Below are 19,417 nucleotides of genomic sequence, written 5' to 3'. Positions count from 1 at the left end.
CTCATGATGCGTGTGAAGGCGCAGCCGGCGCGCGCGCGCGAACGATGGTTCCGCCGGTTCGGAACTCCCTATATTCGGATGGAATTGCTGCGCATCGCCCGGAATATCGCTGGAAACCCCGATCACGTGTCGATCACCACCTTCAAGGCATGAGTATCGGCTGCGCGCGCGAACGTCTCATACGCCTCCAATATGTCCGACAACACGAAACGATGGGTGACGAGCTGTTCGGGCCGCAGGCGCTTGGCCTCGACCGTCTTCAGGAGCATCGGCGTGCTGACGGTGTCGACGAGCCGGGTGGTGATGGTGATGTTGCGCGACCAGAGTTCCTCCAGATGGAGGTCGACCTTGGCGCCGTGGACACCGACATTGGCAATTACCCCGCCGGGCGCGACCAGTTCTTCGCATAACGCGAATGTCGCAGGGATCCCGACTGCTTCGATAGCCGTATCGACCCCCTTGCCGTCGGTGAGCTCTCGAACCAGGCTCACGACCGGATCACGTCCGCTGTTGAACGTGTCCGTCGCGCCGAACTTGCGCGCGACGGCGAGGCGATTGTCGTCGAGATCGATCATGATGATCCGGGCCGGTGCATAAAATTGCGCAGTCAGCAGGGTCGCCAGGCCGATCGGTCCAGCGCCGACGATCGCGACGCTGCTGCCCGGTGCAACCTTCCCGTTCAGGACGCCGCACTCATAGCCCGTCGGAAGAATGTCGCTCAGCATGACGAGGGCATCCTCATCGGCCCCCGGCGGGATCGCGTGAAGGCTGTTGTCGGCATGGGGGATGCGCACGAATTCGGCTTGCGTGCCATCGATCCTGTTGCCCAATATCCAGCCGCCCTCGACGCAATGCGAATACATGCCGCGCCGGCAATATTCACACCGGGCACAAGAGGTGATGCAGGAGATCAGGACATGATCTCCGGGCTTGAAGGCTCCAACCGCGGTTCCGACCTCCTCCACGATCCCGACACCCTCATGTCCGAGGATCCTGCCCGGCTCGCACGTCGGCACATCCCCCTTCAGGATGTGCAGGTCGGTGCCGCAAATGGTGGTCTTCGTGATCCGCACGATCGCATCGCCGGGTGCCTGCAAGGCCGGCCTCGGGCGATCCTCGAGACTCTTCTCGCCGGGGCCATGATAAACGAGAGCTTTCATGATCTCCTCCGTTCAACCGTTAGACGGATTCGCCAGTCAGTGTACGAAAACGATCGGCAGGCGCTGATGATCGATCAGTTCCCGCGTCACGCCGCCAAGCACGAACTCGAGTGCGCGCGAACGCCCATAGCCACCGATCACGAGCACATCGGCTTTCTGCTCCACTGCGTAATTCTGAAGGACAGCCGACGTATCCTTACCGGATGAGCTGATCGGACAAACGCCGCCGCTATGGCCATGTCGCGCGAAAAGGCGGGCGATCTGGACACCGCCCCGGTGCTCCCCGGATTCGACACCCGGATCATCGACAATCGCAACGTCGATACGGGCATCGGGTTCGGCCAGATTGAGAAGCGCCCTCGCGGCGCGGAACGATTCAAGTGATGCGTTCCAGCCCAATACGGCGTGATCGATGGGACCAGGATTCCAGGAGGCCGGCAAAATGACCGTCGGCACGCCCGTAAACAGAAGCGCCTCGGAGATACGGCGCCTCAAGCCATCCCTTTGCCAGCGCCCGACACCCGGAATCAGCGCGATATCCGCGTACTGGCCTTCAGCCTTCACGAGACCGGGTATCAGCCCGCTGGCCTCGAACACCGAGTGAACCTCTACTTCGATCGCGGTATTCCTGGTTCGTTCGCGAACGGCCGCCAGATGTTCGTCGCGCTGGTCCTCGGATACCGTGATGGCCTGCGCGAAAGCCATCGCATCAGCCGCCGCGGCGAATGCGAGATTTTCGGTCACGACGACGATCGTAAGCGCCGCTTCATGCATACCGGCATAGGCAAGCGCCTGATCAACGGCGGTCAGGGAATGCTCTGCACCGTCCACGACGACGAGCACATGTTTGATCTGTGAAATGCTGCTCATGATCGCATCATGGCCCCGGCCATTGATGACCGCACTCCGTAACTTTACAGAGGCACCGCGTGACGCGCACTCGCCCCTGGGGCCGTGAAGAGGGCGCTTCGCGGCGAGTGCATACTCAAGCCTTCGCGTAGTTCGATGGCACCAGGACGGCCGCTCCAACAACGGCGCCACTGCGCAACCGCTCAAGCGCGACATTGGCTTGAGCCAGCGGAAAGACCGTCGTCACGGATTTGACGTTGGCTTTCTGCGCGATCTCGAAAAAGCTTGTGCCGTCTTCGCGGGTCAGATTAGCCACCGATGCAATGGTTCGCTCACCCCAGAGGTCAGCATAGGGGAACGACGGAATGTCGCTCATGTGGATCCCTGCGCAGATCACCCTGCCTCCCTTGTGGACTGCACGCAGCGCGCGCGGAACAAGATCACCGACGGGGGCAAAGAGGATCGCCGCATCGAGTTCCACGGGCGGGTCATCCTCCGATGATCCGGCCCAGGCGCAGCCGAGTGATCGCGCAAAAGCCTGTCCCTCGTCGTCTCCCGCCCTGGTAAAGGCATAAACCGCCCGGCCCTGCCACAGCGCAATCTGGGCGATGATATGCGCGGCGGCGCCAAATCCGTAGAGACCGATCCGCGTTCCCTCCCCCGCAGCGCGCAGGGACCGCCAGCCGATCAGCCCGGCGCACAGCAAGGGCGCGGCTTCTTCATTGGAAAAGGCGTCGGGTATCCTGAAGCAGAAGCGAGCGTCCGCAACCGTATGGGTCGCATAACCGCCATCCCGGGTGCATCCCGTGAATGCGGGACTATCGCACAGATTTTCATGACCTGTTCGGCAATAGTCGCAATGGCCGCAGCTATGTCCGAGCCAGGGAACGCCGACGCGATCACCGATCGCGACATCGGCGACCCCTTCCCCCGCCGCAACAACGATGCCGACAATTTCGTGCCCGGGAACGATGGGGAGGCGGGATTCGATCTCCCCATCGACGATATGCAGATCGGTTCGGCAGACGCCGCAAGCAGCGACCTCGATGAGAAGCTCGCCTCGACCAGGCGTTGGAACCTGTCGCGCAACGAGCCGCAGCGGCGTGCCGACCGCTTCGAGCTGCATCGCGAACATCTCGGTCATAGTGATTTCTTCGCCTGTTCGCGCCGCGGGGTCACGCTGCCGACGCGGCACGCGCCGCCATGCCCTGCGCCATGTTCGACAAGGCTTCGGCCATCTTGACGCCCAGGGCAGGATCTACCGTCGAATCAGCGATGGCGCGGCGCATCGCGTCACACCACTGATCCGCTGTCTCACCAGTGATCGGCAGGCGCGCATGGGCCGACATCATGCAAACGCCAGGGTGATCATCAAACCAATCTCGCGGTCCGCCCAGCCATGCGTTGAGAAAACCGGCAAGCGAAACGCGCATCGGCCCCAACTCCGGGGCGTGTAGCGCACGCAACTCCCGATAGGCGTCCTCCTGATCCATCAGATCATAGAAGCGGTCTACGATATTCCGGACGACGACGGCCCCTCCAACCAGATCATAGGGCGCCTGCTGTTTCTGTTCCGCTGCTGTCACACGTTTCTCCTGTTATGCTGCGCACTCCCTTTTGGTCGAGCGTCGTTTCAAATGCGCTTTCCCACGCCCGTCAGCCTGGCAAGCGCGCCAGTCAGCGCATGTTCCCGCAGGGGCTTTTCCAGAACCTGGGCGAACCCCTGCGCCAAGGCACGCTCGGTCAGTTCGGCCGATGGGAACGCGGTGATGAGTATGGCTGGACCCGGCCAGCCACGTTCGCGCAGGCGGCAAAGCACCTCGATGCCATCGCTCTGCTCCAATCGAAAATCAGCAACGAAGCAGCAGGCATCCCCCGATAACGGATCGTCCAGAAGCGCCGCACCAGCCGCATAGGCCCGGACGTCAAAACCCTGCGCACGAAAGAGAAGCTGCAGTGAACGGCGAACACCGGCGTCATCCTCGACCAGAAGAAGACGCGGGCGTTCCCGCAACGGGGCCGCAATATTCTCGCCTGACATCTCACACCATCGGCCCAGCGGCATTGCTGGTCCCTCGGACGATGTCAGGAAACGATCCCCGGGTCGCTACGTAAGTGTCCCGATCCTCAGCCCGTGATCCCCGCGGAAAACGCGATACGGAGCGCCTCCGACAGGCTGCGAACGCCCAGCTTGGTCATGAGGTTGGCGCGATGCACCTCTACGGTGCGCGGCGAAATCCCAAGATCATAAGCGATCGTCTTGTTTGGCAGTCCTCGCGCAAGCCCCTTGAGCACATCCTGTTCGCGCCCGGACAGAGCGGCGATGCGGATCGTTGCGTCGGCGGCGCGGGTTGCCCTGCCTTCAACGTCGGCAAGCCGTTCGAAGGCACTTTCAATAGCCGCGAGCAACACCGCCTTCTCGAACGGTTTCTCGATGACGTCGACTGCGCCGGCCTTCATCGCGCTTACAGCGATCGACACATCGCCATGCCCGGTCAGGATGATGACGGGCATCGCGATACCGCGTTCGTTCAATTCCTTTTGGACTTCGAGCCCATCCATCTGAGGCATACGCACATCGAGGAGAATGCAGCCCTCGGCCGCGTTCCTCACGTCTTTCAGAAATTCAACACCGGAGGACCAGGTTTCGACCGAGAAACCTGATTTCTTGAGCATGAAACCGGCAGATCGACGGATTGCATCTTCATCGTCGACGATGTGGACGATCCGCTTATCCTCCATAAGATTGCTCCCTATCTGCCCTGACCAGTGTGAAATGGAATTGCGTGCCGCCCCCTTCCGCAGGCTCCATCCAGATGCGCCCGCCATTGGCTTCGACAATCGTTCGACAAATCGAGAGACCCAACCCCATGCCGTCCGACTTGGTGCTGACAAAGGCCTTGAAGAGCTGGGCAGCGACCTCGGGGGCCATTCCCGTGCCGGTATCGGACACCGTGACACGCACAAAACCCGCCTGGTCGGGACCGGTGCGGATGGTGAGCACAGGCCTGGCGCGCGCATTCATGGCCTCGACCGCATTGCGGATCAAGTTCACGAGGACCTGCTGGATCTGGACCTTATCGACGAGGACCGTCGCAGCTTCGTGATCGATGTCCATGCGGGTTTCGATCGATTTCTCGCCCGCGCCCATCAGGCCGAAGGCAGCCGCTTCGTTAATGAGGTTGGGCAAGTTCTCGACAGTCTTCTCGACCTCCCCCCTGGCAACGAAATCACGCAAACGGCGCACGATATGACCCGCGCGCATCGCTTCCCCCGCGGCGTCTGTCAGCGCCTCCCGGATGTCGGGCAGATCATCGGGATCTGGCTGGTCGAGCAGGTCCCGGACCGCTTCGAGATAGTTGGCTACGGCGGTGATCGGCTGATTCAGCTCATGGGCGAGCGTCGACGCCATCGTCCCCATCGCGCTGACGCGCGCGACGTGGATCAGTTCGGATTGAAGCTGCTCTAGCCGCTCCTGTGTCCTTTGGCGATCCGTCAGATCGCGAATGAAGCCGGTGAACAGCCGCTGGCTCTCGCCGGCCGCTTCTCCAACCGACAACTCCATCGGGAAGGTCGTCCCATCCTTTCGCAGTGCAAAAACCACGCGTCCGATCCCGATGATGCGCCTCTCTCCTGTACGCAGATAGCGCTCGAGAAAACCGTCATGGCGTTCGCGATAAGGCGAGGGCATCAACATGCTGACATTGGAACCCAGGACTTCCTCCTGAGTGTAACCGAACAAACGCTCGGCCGCCGTGCTGAACGACACCATCGTGCCGCCTTCATCGATGACGATCATTGCATCGGGGACCGTCGACAAAATCGAACGAAGATGCGCTTCACTGTTGCGAAGAGAGCTCAGCGTTGCTCGCTGGTCGGTGATGTCGTGGACAATTGTCGCGAAACCGCCCAACGATCCGTCGGGTTTTTTCAACGCGGTGATGGAAATGTGAGCCAGAAACTCACTGCCATCCTTACGAATCTGCCACTCGTCGATCTCGATCTTGCCACGGTGTTGTGCTTCGGCAAGCAAGGACGTCGGCTTGCCGCTGGCGACGACATCGGCCGGATAAAACCGATCTGTAAGCTGGCCGGCCATCTCGGCCTCTGTCCAGCCTTTCAGACGCTCGGCGCCCCCGTTCCAGATCGTGACCCGTCCTTCAGCATCGAGCATATAGATCGCATAATCTTCCGCCCCATCGATGAGCAGGTTCAGTTCTGCGGCCAGCATCCTCGTCCCGTCCGCGAGATCGCGAGCGCGTGAGAGAGTACGATGGTGATTCCGCCAAAGCAGAGCCATGGCGGCGAGAAACAGGAACAGGGCAACCCACTGTTCTGCCACGGTCGGCCAACCGTCAACGATTGCGAGCGTCGTAAGGGTAACGAGCGTGACGCCCGCCAACACCACGATATCCGGCCTGAGCGCCACGAGCACCATACCGGCCACGCCGAGAGAGACGAAATAATGAACGCTCTCGTCGATCTGCCGGCCAAGCTGCCATCGTGTGACCACCGCGATGACGGCGATAGCCAGTCCCGCAAGGGACGCGGTCAAAAGCCGGGCATGGATCGAACGGTCAACCAGTGGCGCAATGGCACCCGCTTGCCATGAATGGAGGAATTTCCCGGATCGCGGAGCGGTTTTAATGATGACTCTGCCTCTTCGTCGTCAGAAGGAAGCAGCAAGCGCTGATACCCCTTTCTGTCTCAAGCCTATCAACAGCGCCTCGTGCGATCCATTAAAATTGGCAACCATCTCAACGATGATGTTACTTGCTTTGGAGTTCAGCGCTGGAAACATGTCCAGACCGTCGCATCCACGAGCTTCAAACCGTCGGCGTTCTTTAGGCCGGGCTCTTCGGATTGTCATCATCCGTGCGACTTGCGCGCTGCTACCTGAACCAATGGACCCGCGGGTCCATTGTGAGATGGTGAGCGCCCCAAACGCCCCTCAGTAACTTTCCGGATAGAGCCCACCCAGGCAACCGCATAGCCTCCTCCTCGCTCGAGGGCCGGATCGCTGTTGGCCTGATTCATCGGCCATCCCCCCCCGCCCAATCCGGACCTCGAGCATTCATTTCGCAGGAGGTCCGCCATGAATGATCAGGTTCCAGCGACCACGTCCAAGGCCAATCCGATCAGCCCAATTCTCGATCATCCGGTTGATTGGCTTCGCACGGAGATTGACCGCCTCTTCGAAGATTTTGGCCGCCCCGCCGCCAGTCTGTTCGGTGTCGGCAATCGATCTTCAATCGCGCCAGTTCCGGCTGTTGAACTTGTCGATGAGGACAAGGCCTATCGCCTCACCGCCGAGCTCCCTGGCCTGTCCGATGATGATATCGATATCAGCGTCGCTGACGGTCTCCTGACGATAGCCGGCGAAAAGAAGGAGGAGACCGAACGCAAGGACAAGGGCTATGTATTCAGCGAACGGCGATATGGCTCCTTCCGGCGCCAGGTATCCTTGCCCAGCGACGTTGACCCGAACGCGATCACCGCTGCATTCAAGGATGGTGTCCTCACCGTCACACTGACCAAGGATGAAAATGCGCCAGCGCGGAGTCGGAAGATCGAAATCGGGCAGGCATAGCAGTTTGCCGGAGGCTTCGACGGGACCTCGGCACCACGCAGACCCGCAAGCCGACGTCATAACCCTTCTCGAGGGACGAGCCTTCGGCTCTGGAGAGCCCATGCGTCGGATCGACACGCATGCGGCGCGTCTATTCCTCGTCGGCGATCGCGCATGGAAGCTCAAGCGTGCCGTCCAGTTCGACTATCTGGATTTTTCAACCGCCGATAGACGCCGCGCCGCCCTGGAAGCGGAGCTACGGCTTAATCGCAGGACCGCGCCGGAACTCTACCTGGCGGTTCGCCCGGTATCCAAGAATTCGGCGGGCTGCCTGAACCTCGATGGCGACGGAGAACCTGTCGATTGGCTTCTGGAGATGCGCCGCTTTCCCGATGACGCCTTGCTCGATCATGTGGCAACCCAAGGTGGCCTGACCGATGTGCTGATCACGCAGCTCGCAGACCGGATCAAGGCATTTCATGATGGCGCCGAGACGTGCCTGTCCGGATCGGGGCGCAGCCGTTTGGAAGCCGTCATTGCCGGGAATGATCGAAGCATGGCTCGATTCCCCGACATTCTTCCCGCTCGGCTCGTGAGAGACCTGATCGACAGGCAAGTCGCCCTGCTGGCCCAGCACTCCGATCTGCTCGATTCACGTGCGCGAAGCGGGCGCGTGAGACATGGCCATGGCGATCTGCATCTGGGTAACATTGCCGTGATCGACGGGAGCCCCGTCCTGTTCGACTGCCTGGAATTCAGTCCCGAACTTGCGACCGGCGATGTCCTTTACGACCTTGCGTTCCTACTCATGGATTTATGGGGCCGCGGCCTTCATTGCGAAGCGAATGCCCTGTTCAATCGCTATCTGGACATTTCCCCTCAGGACGATGCCGGCGTGGCCCTTGTGCCGTTGTTTCTTTCGATCCGAGCCGGGATTCGCGCCCATACATCGGCCGCACAGGCGAGCGATGGTTCAGACGAAGCTCTGACCCAAAAGGCCAGCGCCTATCTGACGCTGGCGCGCGCAGTGCTCGAACCGGTGCCCGCGCGGCTCGTCGCCATTGGCGGGCTTTCCGGATCCGGCAAGTCCACAATAGCGAAACTGATCGGCCATTCCCTCGGCGAGGTTCCAGGCGCGCGTATTCTGAGATCCGATGTGCTGCGGAAGCGACTTGCCGGCGTGCCGCCAGAATCGCCGCTTCCCAAAGACGCATATACCCTGTCCGCGAACGCAGCGATTTACACAGAGCTGAGACGGCTGGCGGGACACATGCTTTACGCCGGGCATTCGGTGGTGGCCGACGCTGTCCATGCGAAGCCTGAAGAGCGCACGGAGATCCATCAGGTCGCACTGCGACGAGATGTGCGGTTCGATGGGATATGGCTCGACGCATCACCCGATATGCTGACGGCGAGGGTATCCGCCCGGACACATGACGCTTCCGACGCCAACGGCGCCGTTGTCGAATTGCAGACTCGCTATGATCTGGGTGAGATCGACTGGCACCGCGTCAACGCGGCGGATGACCGCAAGACGGTCGCAACGCAAGTCATGGACGTCCTGGATGTTCGCCATTTGTGACGGGGAATGATGCAGGCCGCGCATGTCGCCCCAGCCGAAGGGATTCTCCATCCGGTGAGGTCGCGATGCCGATCATTGTTCGGCGCGCGCGCAATCGATGCACAATGCTGCCTCCGGCCGTGCATCCAGCCGAGCCGGTGCAATCTGCGACCCACAACGAACGCATTCGCCATAGGTGCCCTTCGCAATTCGCTCCAGGGCACGATCGATCGAAGCGGCCTCCCGCACGATCAAGCTTGCCTCGGCTTCCAGACCCGCATCATCTTCGACTTCGACGGCCTGTTCCGATGAGTCCGCATTAAGGGGCTCAGCCAGATCCGCATTCACTCGCGTCAGCCGAGCGCGAAGTTCCGACAGTCGCTCTGTCAGGCGCTCTTCTATGGCGGCTGTGTCAGTCACGGAGATTCCTTCAGAACAGTAGGTACCGAAATCGGCTTGGGGTTCGGTGCAGATTTATAGCGCCTTCTTCAGACGCAGGTAAGCCGAACGAAGTTCATCAGCGAGCACCTGGAGCGCGGCCTTGATGTTACCGCCGCTCTCCTGAAGGCGAGCTTCTGCAACGAAATGGTGCCATTTGGTTTCGAGCTCGTCCCACTCCTCGCGAGCTTCCATCGCGCCCAGATGCACCTGGACCTTGGCTTCGTCCCGGAGCTTGGCAAGATCAGCCTTAAGTTCTTCAATGGTGCTCATCGGTCGCTCCCCGGCAACAAGGTGTTGAGAAGTGTTCCTGTAGCCGAGCCTGAAGCACTGGGCGCTACGTAAAGCACCGGATACACGTTGGCCCCGGTCCTGGATTGCTCTTCAGGCTCGCTGCGCAACCCGCACGACGACTATCCGCGTATGATCGTTCTCGGGGAACGGGATTCCGCGTGCGTCCCAGAGCGTCCCTTCAACCTCGATTACCGGTTCTTCGCTCTCCAGAGTATCATCCGTCTCGATCGTCACATGAATAGACCCACGGCCTCGCCGCAGGGTCAATTCGACGCTCTCCCAGTCCCTGGGCAAGACGGGGCGCACCTGAAGTTCGCCGCCCACGAGCCGAACGCCAAGAATCTCCTCTACCGCCAACCGCCATGTCCAGGCTGCGGCACCCGTGTACCAGGTCCAGCCACCTCGGCCGAGGTGGGGCTCCATGCCGGCAATGTCAGCCGCCACGACATAAGGCTCGGTTCGATAATGGGCGGCGCTGCGAGCCGTCGCGGCATGCTGAATAGGATTGATTCGGTCGAAGAGCGCCTTGGCCCCATCACCATCCCCCGCGCGCGCGAACGCGAGCGCGAGCCAGCTTGCCGCGTGGGTATACTGGCCTCCATTCTCGCGAATTCCCGGCGGATAGGCCTTGATATAACCCGGCTCACGCGGCGTGCGGTCAAAGGGCGGATCCAGCAGACGCACGAGACTGTCGTCATCCCGAACCAGATATCGTCTGGCCGAAGCGAGCGCCGATCGGGTACGCTCGACCTTGCCGGCACCCGACAATACGGACCACGACTGCGCGATGGAATCGATGCGGCATTCCTGTTCTTCCGACGCGCCCCATGGACGGCCGTCGTCGTCGAATGCGCGCAAATACCATTCGCCATCCCACCCCGACCGTTCCACCGCGGCCGCAAGCGTCTCTGCGCGGCCGTTCCAATGGTCGCGGAACTCGTTCCGGTCCGCATCCACACAATGACGCGTGAAATTTCGGATGGTCGCGATGAGAAACCAGGCGAGCCATATGCTTTCGCCATGCCCCCGGTTGCCCACGCGATCCATGCCGTCATTCCAGTCCCCTGCACCAATCAGCGGGAGGCCATGAGACCCGAGGCGGTAGGCGTGGGAAAGCGCGCGCTCGCAATGAACGAACAGGGATTGCGTGTAGTCACTCACCTCGAAACGCGCATAGCGATCGGTTTCTTCGGCCGTGAGCGGGGGCGCCCGCAGAAAAGGAACCAGCTCGCTCAGGATGGTTTTGTCTCCGGTCGCCTCAACATAATGAGCAACGGCGTACGGTAGCCAGACCAGATCGTCCGAGCAGCGCGTGCGGACGCCGCGATCCAATGGCGGATGCCACCAATGCAGCACGTCGCCTTCCTCGAACTGATGGGCAGCCGCGGCAAGGATATGCTGCCGTGTTGCATTCGGATCGGCATGGATCTGTGCCAGAACATCCTGCAGCTGGTCGCGAAAACCGAAAGCGCCGCTCGCCTGATAAAAGCCCGCGCGAGCGCGGATGCGGGCGCTGAGCGACTGGTGCGGCAGCCACCGGTTGACCATCAGGTCAAAGGCGGGATCGGGCGTCTTGACCTGCACCGCGTCCAGCCTGTCCTTCCAGAAACCGGCACACTCCCGCGCCGCGGTCTCGAAGGCCGATGGGTCCTGCCAGCGACGGACAAGGTCACGCGCGTGATCCAGGTCGTCGCCCTGCCCCAGCACAAAGCAAACTTCTGCGGTTCCTTCAGCCGGGATATCAAGATGGACCTGCAGGGCGGCGCAGCAGTCGTCACCGGCAGCATGCTGCCGGTGACCAAGATCCCAGTTCAGAAGTCCGAGGGGACTGGTGGGGTCGGCGTCATCGCCGTGAAAATCGTAGCGTGAGGTGGTGAGCGTGTGGACCGGAAGTGTCGAAGCAAGAAAGGAGATGCGGTCGGCAAATTCGTCGGTCCAGGGATTTTGGCCGAGAATCGCGTGCGAGATCGGATCATAGAATGAGCGGCGCAGGGGCGCCTGTTCTCCTTGCACAGCGCCCATCAGCCATTCGGCATAGTAGGTAGCCGTGATCCGGCGCGGACGCGGCAACTGATTACGCAAGCGAAGCCGGACAAGCTTCACGGTGTCGTGCGTCGGCACGATGACGGAGAGCTCCTGTTCAAGGCCTTCGCTATGCCGGTGCCAGGACGTACGGTCGGGGCCGTGATCGATGCGGCATGCCGTGTCTCCACCGGCCGGAAGCGGCGTCGGCGTCCAGAGCCGTGCGTTTTCCTCATCGCGCAGATAAAGGCGTTCGCCTTGAGGATCTTCGACAGGGTCGTTGAACCACGGCGTGAGACGGTTTTCACCACTGTTTATCGCCCAGGTGAAGCCCAGACCGCCCTCGGTCACGATCGTCCCGAAGCCGTCGTTGGCGAGGACGTTGGCCCAGGGCGCAGGGGTCGGCGCACCGGGTTCCAGATAGATAGTATAGTCGCCCGTATCCGGATCGAAGCCTCCCCACCCATTATCGAATTGCAGATCAGCCGGGCGCGGTACGGGCGCCGTCATGATTGTACCGGAGTTCGCCCCGACCGGCGCGAACAGCGGGCCCGGATGCGGCGGCTGGTCGTATCGCGCAAGCTGGTCGACTAGGCTGCCGCCGGCTTCGTCAAGGATGAGGCGGGCAACCTGATCGAGAAGCGCCGCCCGCTCGCCATCGGATGGACCGATGCCGACGAGGTGTATCCCGGCATGGGTGCCAAGGCGATCCTGTAGCCCGGCATCCTTCAGCACTTCCAGAAGACGCTCGCGGACGGGCTCGATATAGCCCGACGTTCCTTCATGCGTCACCACCAGGTCGATCGGCATACCACGCTGCCGCATGAGCTTGTGGAAGGAGAGAAGCTGTCGAAGCAGGTCCTGCTGCTCCGCGGTTCCGGAACGCAGCATCAAAATAGGATGGTCGCCCGATATCCCGAGCGCCCAAAGGTCCCCGCGCCGAAATGTGCGCGCGCCGGCCGATCCCGGCTCTGCCGCTCTGGTGAGAAGAGTGGACAGCAACGCCTGCGCCTGCGGCACGATGTGCGGCTGCAGGCCCAGCTTGTGCATCTCGCGCGCCGCCGCACTTGCCGTATCGCTCACAGCCCAGTCGAGTGACGGCAGGGTGGTAAAGCGCTCGGCAAGTTCGAGGGCCGATTGCCGGGATCCAGCCGCAATGGTGACGAAGGCGAATTCACGTCGCGCGCGCGGAGGCAGTTCCACCGTCATCCTGATCGCGCAGATCGGATCAAGCGTCCAGCCGAGCGGGCCACCAGGCAGTTCCCCGGTCAACAATGCGGGCCGCCTGGGGCACCCATATCGTCCGATGAAAGCGCTGCGATCGGCTTCGAGACCGAGCAGGGTAACGCCATCTTCATCCCCGATCACACGGGTCAGCAGGACGGGCGGACGTTCCGCCGAACTGCGCGGCCGCCGCGTGAAAAGCAGGCCGTCATTGCCAGGCAAGGCTTCCGCCCCCACGAACAGCTTGCTGAAGGCAGGGTGGCGCGCCGCGTCCTGGGCCGGAGCCAGAACGATCTGCGCGTAGCCCGTGACTTCGATGGTCCGGGGCTTATCGCTATCATTGACAAGAGCGACACGCCGGATCTCCAGGTCGTCGGCATTGGCGACATTGATCGTTGTCGTGACCGACAAGCCGTGGGCGCGCTGGTGGAACTCCACCTGATGCGCTTGGAAGATCACCTCCGGCGCGTCTTCGGGTCGAGAAAAGGGGCCGCCCGTTGCCGACCAGGTAACATCTGCATCCCGGTCGTGCAGATAGATCCAGAAACCTGCGCCCCCACGGGTCAGGGCATGCTGGTTCCAGCTCAGCCCACCTGCACCGTCTGTCCGAATGCGGCTCGAAAGCCGGCCATTGCCGAGAATCTGCCACGCGTGCTCCCCACGGCGCCGAGTGGGTGCCCAGCCGTAAAGGCCCGGAATCAGTTCGTCGGGTTCCGGCTGTGGCTCACGAACCTCAAGCCGCGCGATCTCGGGCGGCAGCTCCCATGGAATCCTTTCGTTAAGGAGCAGGTCGACGGTGCGGATATGAGGATCGGTGTGGAACCAGCGCACGAGCATGTCATCGCACAACGCGTTTCCGAGCGCGGCAAGGCTCATGCCATGATGATGAGCCATGTAGGAGCGCACGACGGCAAAGCGTTCACCGTCAGGCGCCCGCTCGGGCGTGAAGTCGACCGCTTCGAAAAATCCGTATCGGCCGATGAGGCCAAGATCCGCCAGAGTTTGAAGGTTGCGCGTCGCCAGCGCGGGCCGGATCGTCAGCGCCAGCGCCGTCGCATAGGGGCTGATAACCAGATCGCGCCCCAGACCTCGCTGGAGGCCGAGCGCAGGGACGCCGAATGCGTGATATCGGTAGACGCGGTCCTCGCCCATCGATGCGAAGGACGACTCCGAAATACCCCAAGGCATATCATGTGACCGCCCGAATGCGATCTGGATAGCAATCGCGGTCCGGTCACTCATTCCGAGCAGGGTTTGGGGATCGCTCTGCAGGAAGATGTTCGGCATCAGATATTCGAACATCGAGCCGTTCCACGATATCAACGCCAGGCCTGCGTGCTGCTTGGTGATGGGCCGCCCGAGATGGAACCAGTGCAGAGGCTCTATGTCGCCCTTCGCGATGGCGAAAAAGCTGGCGAGGCGTGCTTCGCTGGCGAGCAGATCGTAGTGGTGCGGATCTATTCGATCGGCGCTCACATTGTAGCCGATATGAAAGAGCCGGCTGCCGGCATCGAACAGGAACGAGAAGTCCATGGCGTGCGCGGCGGCGTTAGCGCGACTGGAGAGGTCATCGAGGCGGTCATGAAGCGCTTGCCGGGCCGCCTGGCCTTCCTCGATCGCCGCCTGGAGATCGTGCGCCCATTGCCGGCTTTCCGCCGGTAGCTGGTCTCTCGCCGCATTGAGGACGCCAATTGCTGCCGCGGCGCCCGCGTGCGTGGACGGCAGCCGGTCGTTCGCCAACAGGTCGGCGACTTTTGCCGCGACGTTCGAACACTCTGCCGGATGCGCCGCGAGCGTCTCCCACCAGGGCGAGAACAGCCGAAGGTCTCGCCGCATGCCGGACAGATGATGTTCGAGCCGCTCCAGCCAGGCTTGGACATTCCGCAGGGAGGCGATTTCATCCTCGCCGACGCTTTCGGCCATCAGGGTAATCTGCTCGCGCAGGCGAGGAAGATCGATCGACAGGAGATCGTCGATCCTCTCGGCCCAGTCTTGCCTCCCTTCCTCAATCCTGCGGGCGGTTTCCCGCATAGCCTCAAGGATCGAGCCGGCGGCGGAGGCCGCTTCGAGGTCGATCGTCGCAATCGCTTCGGCGAGCAACTCGATATTGTCGTCAAACCCTCGCCACAAATCCGTGGCGACCGGTGGCAAGCTTCTGGCTTCCTGAAGGGCTCGCGCGACGGTGATCAGACTGACCGCGAGATTTCCGCTGTCGACGGTCGAAACATATCGGGGCTCCAGGGCCGCGAGCGTTCTCGTCTCGTACCAGTTGAGAATATGGCCGCGGTAGCGGTCCAGGCGATCCAACGTATCGAGCGTGTTGTGAAGCCGTGTCGCAACCTCGTTGAGGCCGATATGTCCGAGGCGCCAGGCAGTGAGGACCGATACCATCATCATTCCGATGTTGGTCGGCGAGGTTCGGTGCGCGATTTCCTCGTCGGGCGGCTCCTGATAGTTATCGGGTGGCAGCCAGTTGTCCTCGGGGCGCACAAAGGTCTCGAAAAAGAGCCAGGTGCGCCGCGCCATCAGTCTCAGGAACTTTCGATCGTTTTCGGACAGCGTGTCCTTTGCCGGCTCAATCGGACGGCTGATCCGGATCGCGATCTCAGGCGCAATGAACCAGAGCAGCAGCAGGGGAGCCGCGACAGGCAGGGAAGCGGGCGCCGCAAGGAACAGACCCGCGCCGATGATCAGCGCGAACACCGGAGAGGCGGCCATGTCACGCCATGCCGCCAGTCGCGGATGTCGCGCCGCGTTGCGCGTCGCCATGTGGGCGGCCGACGTCCATTCGAGCTTTCTTTGGCCCGAATGGAGACGCCATAGGGTGATGGCAATGGCATGCAGCGCTATCATCGCGTCACTGACGAGAAAGACGATAGCGAGAAACCAGCGACCCGCGTGATCCGCCAGACGTCGCAGCAGGTTCTGCATGACGCCGCGGCGGCGGCCCTGCGCGAGGCCGGTCACGAGGTCCGTAAAGAGATATGCACCGGGCGCGATGACGGCAAGCAAGGTCCAGACCCAGGGCTGCCCATGGAGAAGAAACCATCCACCCACCAGCAGCGCCACAATACTCGCTGGAATTATGCTGCGCCGCAAATTGTCGAATATCTTCAGCCGATCGAACCAGCCGAGCCGGTTGCGCAGCCATCGGCCATCGCCGCCGGGCACGAAGGGAAAGAGCCATGGCAGGATCTGCCAGTCCCCACGGACCCATCTGTGCCAGCGCCAGGTGAAGTCGAGATAGCTGGTCGGGAAGCTCTCATAAACGATCGCATCGCTGACCAGCGCCGCTCGCCCGTGCAGTCCTTCGAACAGGTCATGGCTGAGAAGTGTATTCTCGGGAACGCGCCCTTCGAGGCTCCGATGAAAGGCCGCCACATCATAGAGGCCCTTGCCCACGTAGACGCCTGTGCCGAGCAGATCCTGATAGACGTCGGATACGGCGCGCGAATAGATATCGATGGTCGTGTCACCGCCATAAAGGCGCGAAAACAAGGATTGGCCGGTCGCTTCCGGCGCCAGCTCAACGCGCGGCTGAAGAACCGTATATCCTCGTTCGACCGCGCCGGTCGCAGCGTTGAAGTGGGCGCGGTTAAGGGGATGAGATAGCGTCCCCACCAGTCGCCGGACGATGCCGGCCGACAACCTGGTATCGGCATCGGCCGTCATCACGAAACGGCATCGCCGCAACCGTTCGATGCTACCGACGGTCACATTGAAGGGGGACGCATCTCCGTTCAGGATGAAGGCGTTGAACTGCTCAAGCTTTCCGCGCTTTCGCTCCCAGCCCATCCAGCAGCCCTGGGCCGCGTTGAACCGTCGTGGCCGATGCAGCAAATGGAACGGCCCATGTCCCTTGGCATTGGCAAAGCGCGCGTTGAGTTCCTCGATCCCGCTGGTCAGCGCGCGAACGATATCGGCATCGACCGAGACACTTTCCTGTGACGCATCGGCGAAATCGCTGAGCAGCACGAATTCGAGCGCGGCATCGGGATTGGAAAGGCGGTGTGCCTCCAGGCGCCGAAGCAGCGGCGCGATATCCGACAATCGCGCGACCAAGACAGGCATCACGACTGCCGTCGCCGAACTTTCGGGGATGCCGTCCTTGAAATCGAGCTTGGGGAGTACGTTCGGCCGAACGATGTGGGTCACGAGCCAATTGACGAAGGTGATGCTCAGGATCGATGCGGGTAGCAGGGTGAGCGCGATCCCTAGAAGCCAGGATCCGGCGGTGGCGCCGGTGGAAACCAGATAGGCTGCGGGTAGAGCAAAGCCCGCAAGGCCCGCGAGCAGCAAGGCGGCTGCATAAAGCAGGCCTGGATAACGCAGCGCGCGTCGCAATATCGAGCCCGGCGTCCATGGACGAGGATCGATCGCGTCGGCAAAGGCAGGCCGTCCGATATCGATGAGCCAGAAGCCTACATGGCCCGATGGCGCTTCGTCGCTGCTATAGCACTGGCGCAAGGCACGCTCGGCGACATCCCATTCCGGGAGTCCCGACTGGTCGGCAAGCTGCTCGACCGCATGGCGATATCGATCGCGCGTATCGAAGTCCATATGTGGATAGACGCCTGCCGGGTCGCGCCGGAGGATGGCTTCGACCTGGCTCGTTCGATCGAAGAAGTCGTTCCATTGAATCGTCGCGATCACGCCAAGGTTCGCGATTGCGCGCGCGACGCATTCCGTATCGTCAAAACCAACCATCGCCGTGTCGGGCGTCTCGACGATCTCAAAGGGCGGCTCGACCTCCGGGAAGAGGTGGCTGAAACCTCCGATGAGCAATTCCAGGCAGACTATGCGCAGCATGGTCGGGAAGGCCCAGGTCTCGGCGATGCTGAGCGGCATCTTCTTTTGATATTGCTCTACGAACAGCACCGCGCCATTCAGCGAGACCTGCAGGTGAGAAGCCTGCAGCAAGGCATGGGCAAGCTGATGCACGCGAGGGCGACCGAGCCCGTCCCCGGAGATCGCCGGAAGTTTCGCGTAGAACTCTCCGGGAAGATCCTCGCGGATCTGCAGGATGGCGCGTTGTATCTGATAATCGTTGTCGAGCAGCCATTCAGCCGCGGCGCCTGCGCGCTTGTCGGCCTTGGCGGCCGCCTGTCGGGCCTGCCTCAGCCAGGTCTTCATCTCCTCGAGATGCGCCCATGCGGGCAGCGGCACCGACTTGCCGAGCAGTCCTGTCAGGCGATGACGGTCGGCGACCTCCTCCGCCGCCCCGGCGAGCGGATCGCGCTCCTCATAATCGGCCATCAATCAGACCTGAATGGCCGTTGGCAATCTCACGCTCTGGCTGGCGGCAGGCGAAGTCATTTGCGCCTTGCGACTCGCCGAAGGCAGGACGAGCATCGGGACACTGCAATGGGCCATCAGATAGGAGGCAACCGTTCCGTACGGGACGTCCCTGACATGCTGATGCCCGTGCCCGCGTGCGGACATCACCGCGAGATCAGCCGCTTCGCGATCGATCAACGCGCAAAGCGTGTCGCGAACGTCGCCGCCACGGATGACAATCGCGCGAGCGCGAAGGCCCATCGCCGAAAGATTGGACCTGGTCCGATCCAGATAGCTGCGCGCGGCCTGCTCGTTGCGTTCGATCAGGTTTTCGCGCAGCGTCTCGTCTTCGGTTTCCAGGGGTCGCGCCTGGATCATTTCGGGCGTGGGGACGACATGAACGAGCAGCAGCTCAGCGTCGGCTGCCTTCGCGAGGCGCACCGCAAGGGGCAGCACGCTTTCGGCCCAGCGCGAGCCATCGAGCGGCACCACGATCCGTCGATAGGCCGAACCCGGGACGGGCGCTTCCACCGGAACAAGCAGGACAGGGCCTGGTGCCTGGGACAGCACCTTGTGGACTGTGCCCCCGACGCCGTCGCGGCCGGCTTCCTTTCGTCCGCGCCTGCCCAGCACGACCATCCCTTCGTCACACTCCCGCACGTACCGGCAGATTTCCTCCGCCGCCGGTCCTTCTGCGAGCTCAATGGTCGTTTGAGATGAGGACGGTTCGATCGTCGCAGCACAACGATCGAGCACCCGCATGGCCTCGCGGCGACGAAGATTGCACTCGATGGGGTCAGGCCGTGCGTCGGGCGACGCGTCTCTGTCCAAGACCTGAAGCAGCGTTACCGGAACGTCGAGCGTTGAAGCCAGAGCAAGAGCGTGTGGATAGATCCACGCGTTGCGATCGGTGCAATCGATGCACGCGACGACGCCGGATGTCTTCCCGGACATTCGGGGCTGGGAGAAGGATGGAAAGGCAGATACGGCAGACATAGGAAAACCTCCTGTTGCCGTCCGTCT

General features: G+C 62.0%; 14 protein-coding genes. 3 read left to right on the top strand and 11 right to left on the bottom strand.

The genetic code is table 11. The features are described from left to right. Positions 1–3 precede the first annotated feature (3 nt). Complete coding sequence (locus SAMIE_RS23750; RefSeq protein ID WP_169800202.1) at positions 4–153, top strand: hypothetical protein; 150 nt, start codon at positions 4–6, stop codon at positions 151–153. Here the strand turns inward: SAMIE_RS23750 and SAMIE_RS06260 are convergent. The 7 genes from SAMIE_RS06260 to SAMIE_RS06230 form a co-directional block, all read right to left on the bottom strand. Next, on the bottom strand, positions 123–1,160 hold the full coding sequence (locus SAMIE_RS06260) for a zinc-dependent alcohol dehydrogenase family protein (protein ID WP_013846844.1): 1,038 nt from the start codon (positions 1,158–1,160) through the stop codon (positions 123–125). The two genes, SAMIE_RS23750 and SAMIE_RS06260, sit on opposite strands and share 31 nt — an antisense overlap. 36 nt (positions 1,161–1,196) lie before the next feature. Then, entirely contained in the window at positions 1,197–2,030 is an 834-nt protein-coding gene (locus tag SAMIE_RS06255; RefSeq protein WP_013846845.1) for a universal stress protein, read from the bottom strand. 115 nt (positions 2,031–2,145) lie between these two features. Continuing rightward, positions 2,146–3,153 (bottom strand): zinc-dependent alcohol dehydrogenase family protein, encoded by a 1,008-nt coding sequence (locus SAMIE_RS06250; RefSeq protein WP_013846846.1) that lies wholly within the window; start codon positions 3,151–3,153, stop codon positions 2,146–2,148. Positions 3,154–3,184: 31 nt separating this feature from the next. Further along, a complete protein-coding gene (locus tag SAMIE_RS06245) occupies positions 3,185–3,595 on the bottom strand; it encodes a group II truncated hemoglobin (protein WP_013846847.1) in 411 nt (136 codons plus the stop codon). Positions 3,596–3,642: 47 nt separating this feature from the next. Then, a complete protein-coding gene (locus SAMIE_RS06240; RefSeq protein ID WP_013846848.1) occupies positions 3,643–4,074 on the bottom strand; it encodes a response regulator transcription factor in 432 nt (143 codons plus the stop codon). 62 nt (positions 4,075–4,136) lie between these two features. Next, the gene (locus SAMIE_RS06235) at positions 4,137–4,751 is read right to left on the bottom strand and encodes a response regulator transcription factor (protein ID WP_066699145.1); all 615 of its coding nucleotides are present in this window, start codon (positions 4,749–4,751) and stop codon (positions 4,137–4,139) included. Further along, the gene (locus tag SAMIE_RS06230; RefSeq protein ID WP_013846850.1) at positions 4,741–6,564 is read right to left on the bottom strand and encodes a PAS domain-containing sensor histidine kinase; all 1,824 of its coding nucleotides are present in this window, start codon (positions 6,562–6,564) and stop codon (positions 4,741–4,743) included. The genes SAMIE_RS06235 and SAMIE_RS06230 overlap by 11 nt, the downstream gene beginning before the upstream one ends. Positions 6,565–7,104: 540 nt before the next feature. Here SAMIE_RS06230 and SAMIE_RS06225 point away from each other — a divergent pair. Together SAMIE_RS06225 and SAMIE_RS06220 are read left to right on the top strand one after the other, a co-directional pair. Beyond that, positions 7,105–7,599: an Hsp20/alpha crystallin family protein gene (locus tag SAMIE_RS06225; RefSeq protein WP_013846851.1), complete on the top strand. Its 495-nt coding sequence runs from the start codon at positions 7,105–7,107 to the stop codon at positions 7,597–7,599. A 100-nt stretch (positions 7,600–7,699) separates the two neighbouring features. Then, on the top strand, positions 7,700–9,160 hold the full coding sequence (locus tag SAMIE_RS06220) for a bifunctional aminoglycoside phosphotransferase/ATP-binding protein (RefSeq protein ID WP_119034650.1): 1,461 nt from the start codon (positions 7,700–7,702) through the stop codon (positions 9,158–9,160). A gap of 72 nt (positions 9,161–9,232) precedes the next feature. Here SAMIE_RS06220 and SAMIE_RS06215 read toward each other — a convergent pair whose 3' ends face one another. The 4 genes from SAMIE_RS06215 to SAMIE_RS06200 all read right to left on the bottom strand — a co-directional run bounded on the left by SAMIE_RS06215 (position 9,233) and on the right by SAMIE_RS06200 (position 19,348). Further along, positions 9,233–9,559 (bottom strand): TraR/DksA family transcriptional regulator, encoded by a 327-nt coding sequence (locus tag SAMIE_RS06215; RefSeq protein ID WP_013846853.1) that lies wholly within the window; start codon positions 9,557–9,559, stop codon positions 9,233–9,235. A gap of 54 nt (positions 9,560–9,613) precedes the next feature. Further along, positions 9,614–9,850, bottom strand: a complete 237-nt coding sequence (locus SAMIE_RS06210) for a hypothetical protein (RefSeq protein ID WP_013846854.1) — start codon at positions 9,848–9,850, stop codon at positions 9,614–9,616. A gap of 111 nt (positions 9,851–9,961) precedes the next feature. Beyond that, a complete protein-coding gene (locus SAMIE_RS06205; RefSeq protein ID WP_066699143.1) occupies positions 9,962–18,373 on the bottom strand; it encodes a GH36-type glycosyl hydrolase domain-containing protein in 8,412 nt (2,803 codons plus the stop codon). Between the two features lie 3 nt (positions 18,374–18,376). Then, entirely contained in the window at positions 18,377–19,348 is a 972-nt protein-coding gene (locus tag SAMIE_RS06200; RefSeq protein ID WP_083952435.1) for a universal stress protein, read from the bottom strand. Positions 19,349–19,417 lie beyond the last annotated feature (69 nt).

Source organism: Sphingobium amiense (genome assembly GCF_003967075.1).
Classification (GTDB): Bacteria; Pseudomonadota; Alphaproteobacteria; order Sphingomonadales; family Sphingomonadaceae; genus Sphingobium; species Sphingobium amiense.
This window is presented reverse-complemented; position numbering and strand designations above follow the sequence as displayed.

Coding starts and splice junctions, on each gene's coding strand:
- SAMIE_RS23750 (WP_169800202.1), top strand. CDS start 4: ATGATGCGTGTGAAGGCGCAGCCGGCGCGCGCGCGCGAACGATGGTTC.
- SAMIE_RS06260 (WP_013846844.1), bottom strand. CDS start 1,160: ATGAAAGCTCTCGTTTATCATGGCCCCGGCGAGAAGAGTCTCGAGGAT.
- SAMIE_RS06255 (WP_013846845.1), bottom strand. CDS start 2,030: ATGAGCAGCATTTCACAGATCAAACATGTGCTCGTCGTCGTGGACGGT.
- SAMIE_RS06250 (WP_013846846.1), bottom strand. CDS start 3,153: ATGACCGAGATGTTCGCGATGCAGCTCGAAGCGGTCGGCACGCCGCTG.
- SAMIE_RS06240 (WP_013846848.1), bottom strand. CDS start 4,074: ATGCCGCTGGGCCGATGGTGTGAGATGTCAGGCGAGAATATTGCGGCC.
- SAMIE_RS06235 (WP_066699145.1), bottom strand. CDS start 4,751: ATGGAGGATAAGCGGATCGTCCACATCGTCGACGATGAAGATGCAATC.
- SAMIE_RS06225 (WP_013846851.1), top strand. CDS start 7,105: ATGAATGATCAGGTTCCAGCGACCACGTCCAAGGCCAATCCGATCAGC.
- SAMIE_RS06220 (WP_119034650.1), top strand. CDS start 7,700: ATGCGTCGGATCGACACGCATGCGGCGCGTCTATTCCTCGTCGGCGAT.
- SAMIE_RS06210 (WP_013846854.1), bottom strand. CDS start 9,850: ATGAGCACCATTGAAGAACTTAAGGCTGATCTTGCCAAGCTCCGGGAC.
- SAMIE_RS06205 (WP_066699143.1), bottom strand. CDS start 18,373: ATGGCCGATTATGAGGAGCGCGATCCGCTCGCCGGGGCGGCGGAGGAG.
- SAMIE_RS06200 (WP_083952435.1), bottom strand. CDS start 19,348: ATGTCCGGGAAGACATCCGGCGTCGTCGCGTGCATCGATTGCACCGAT.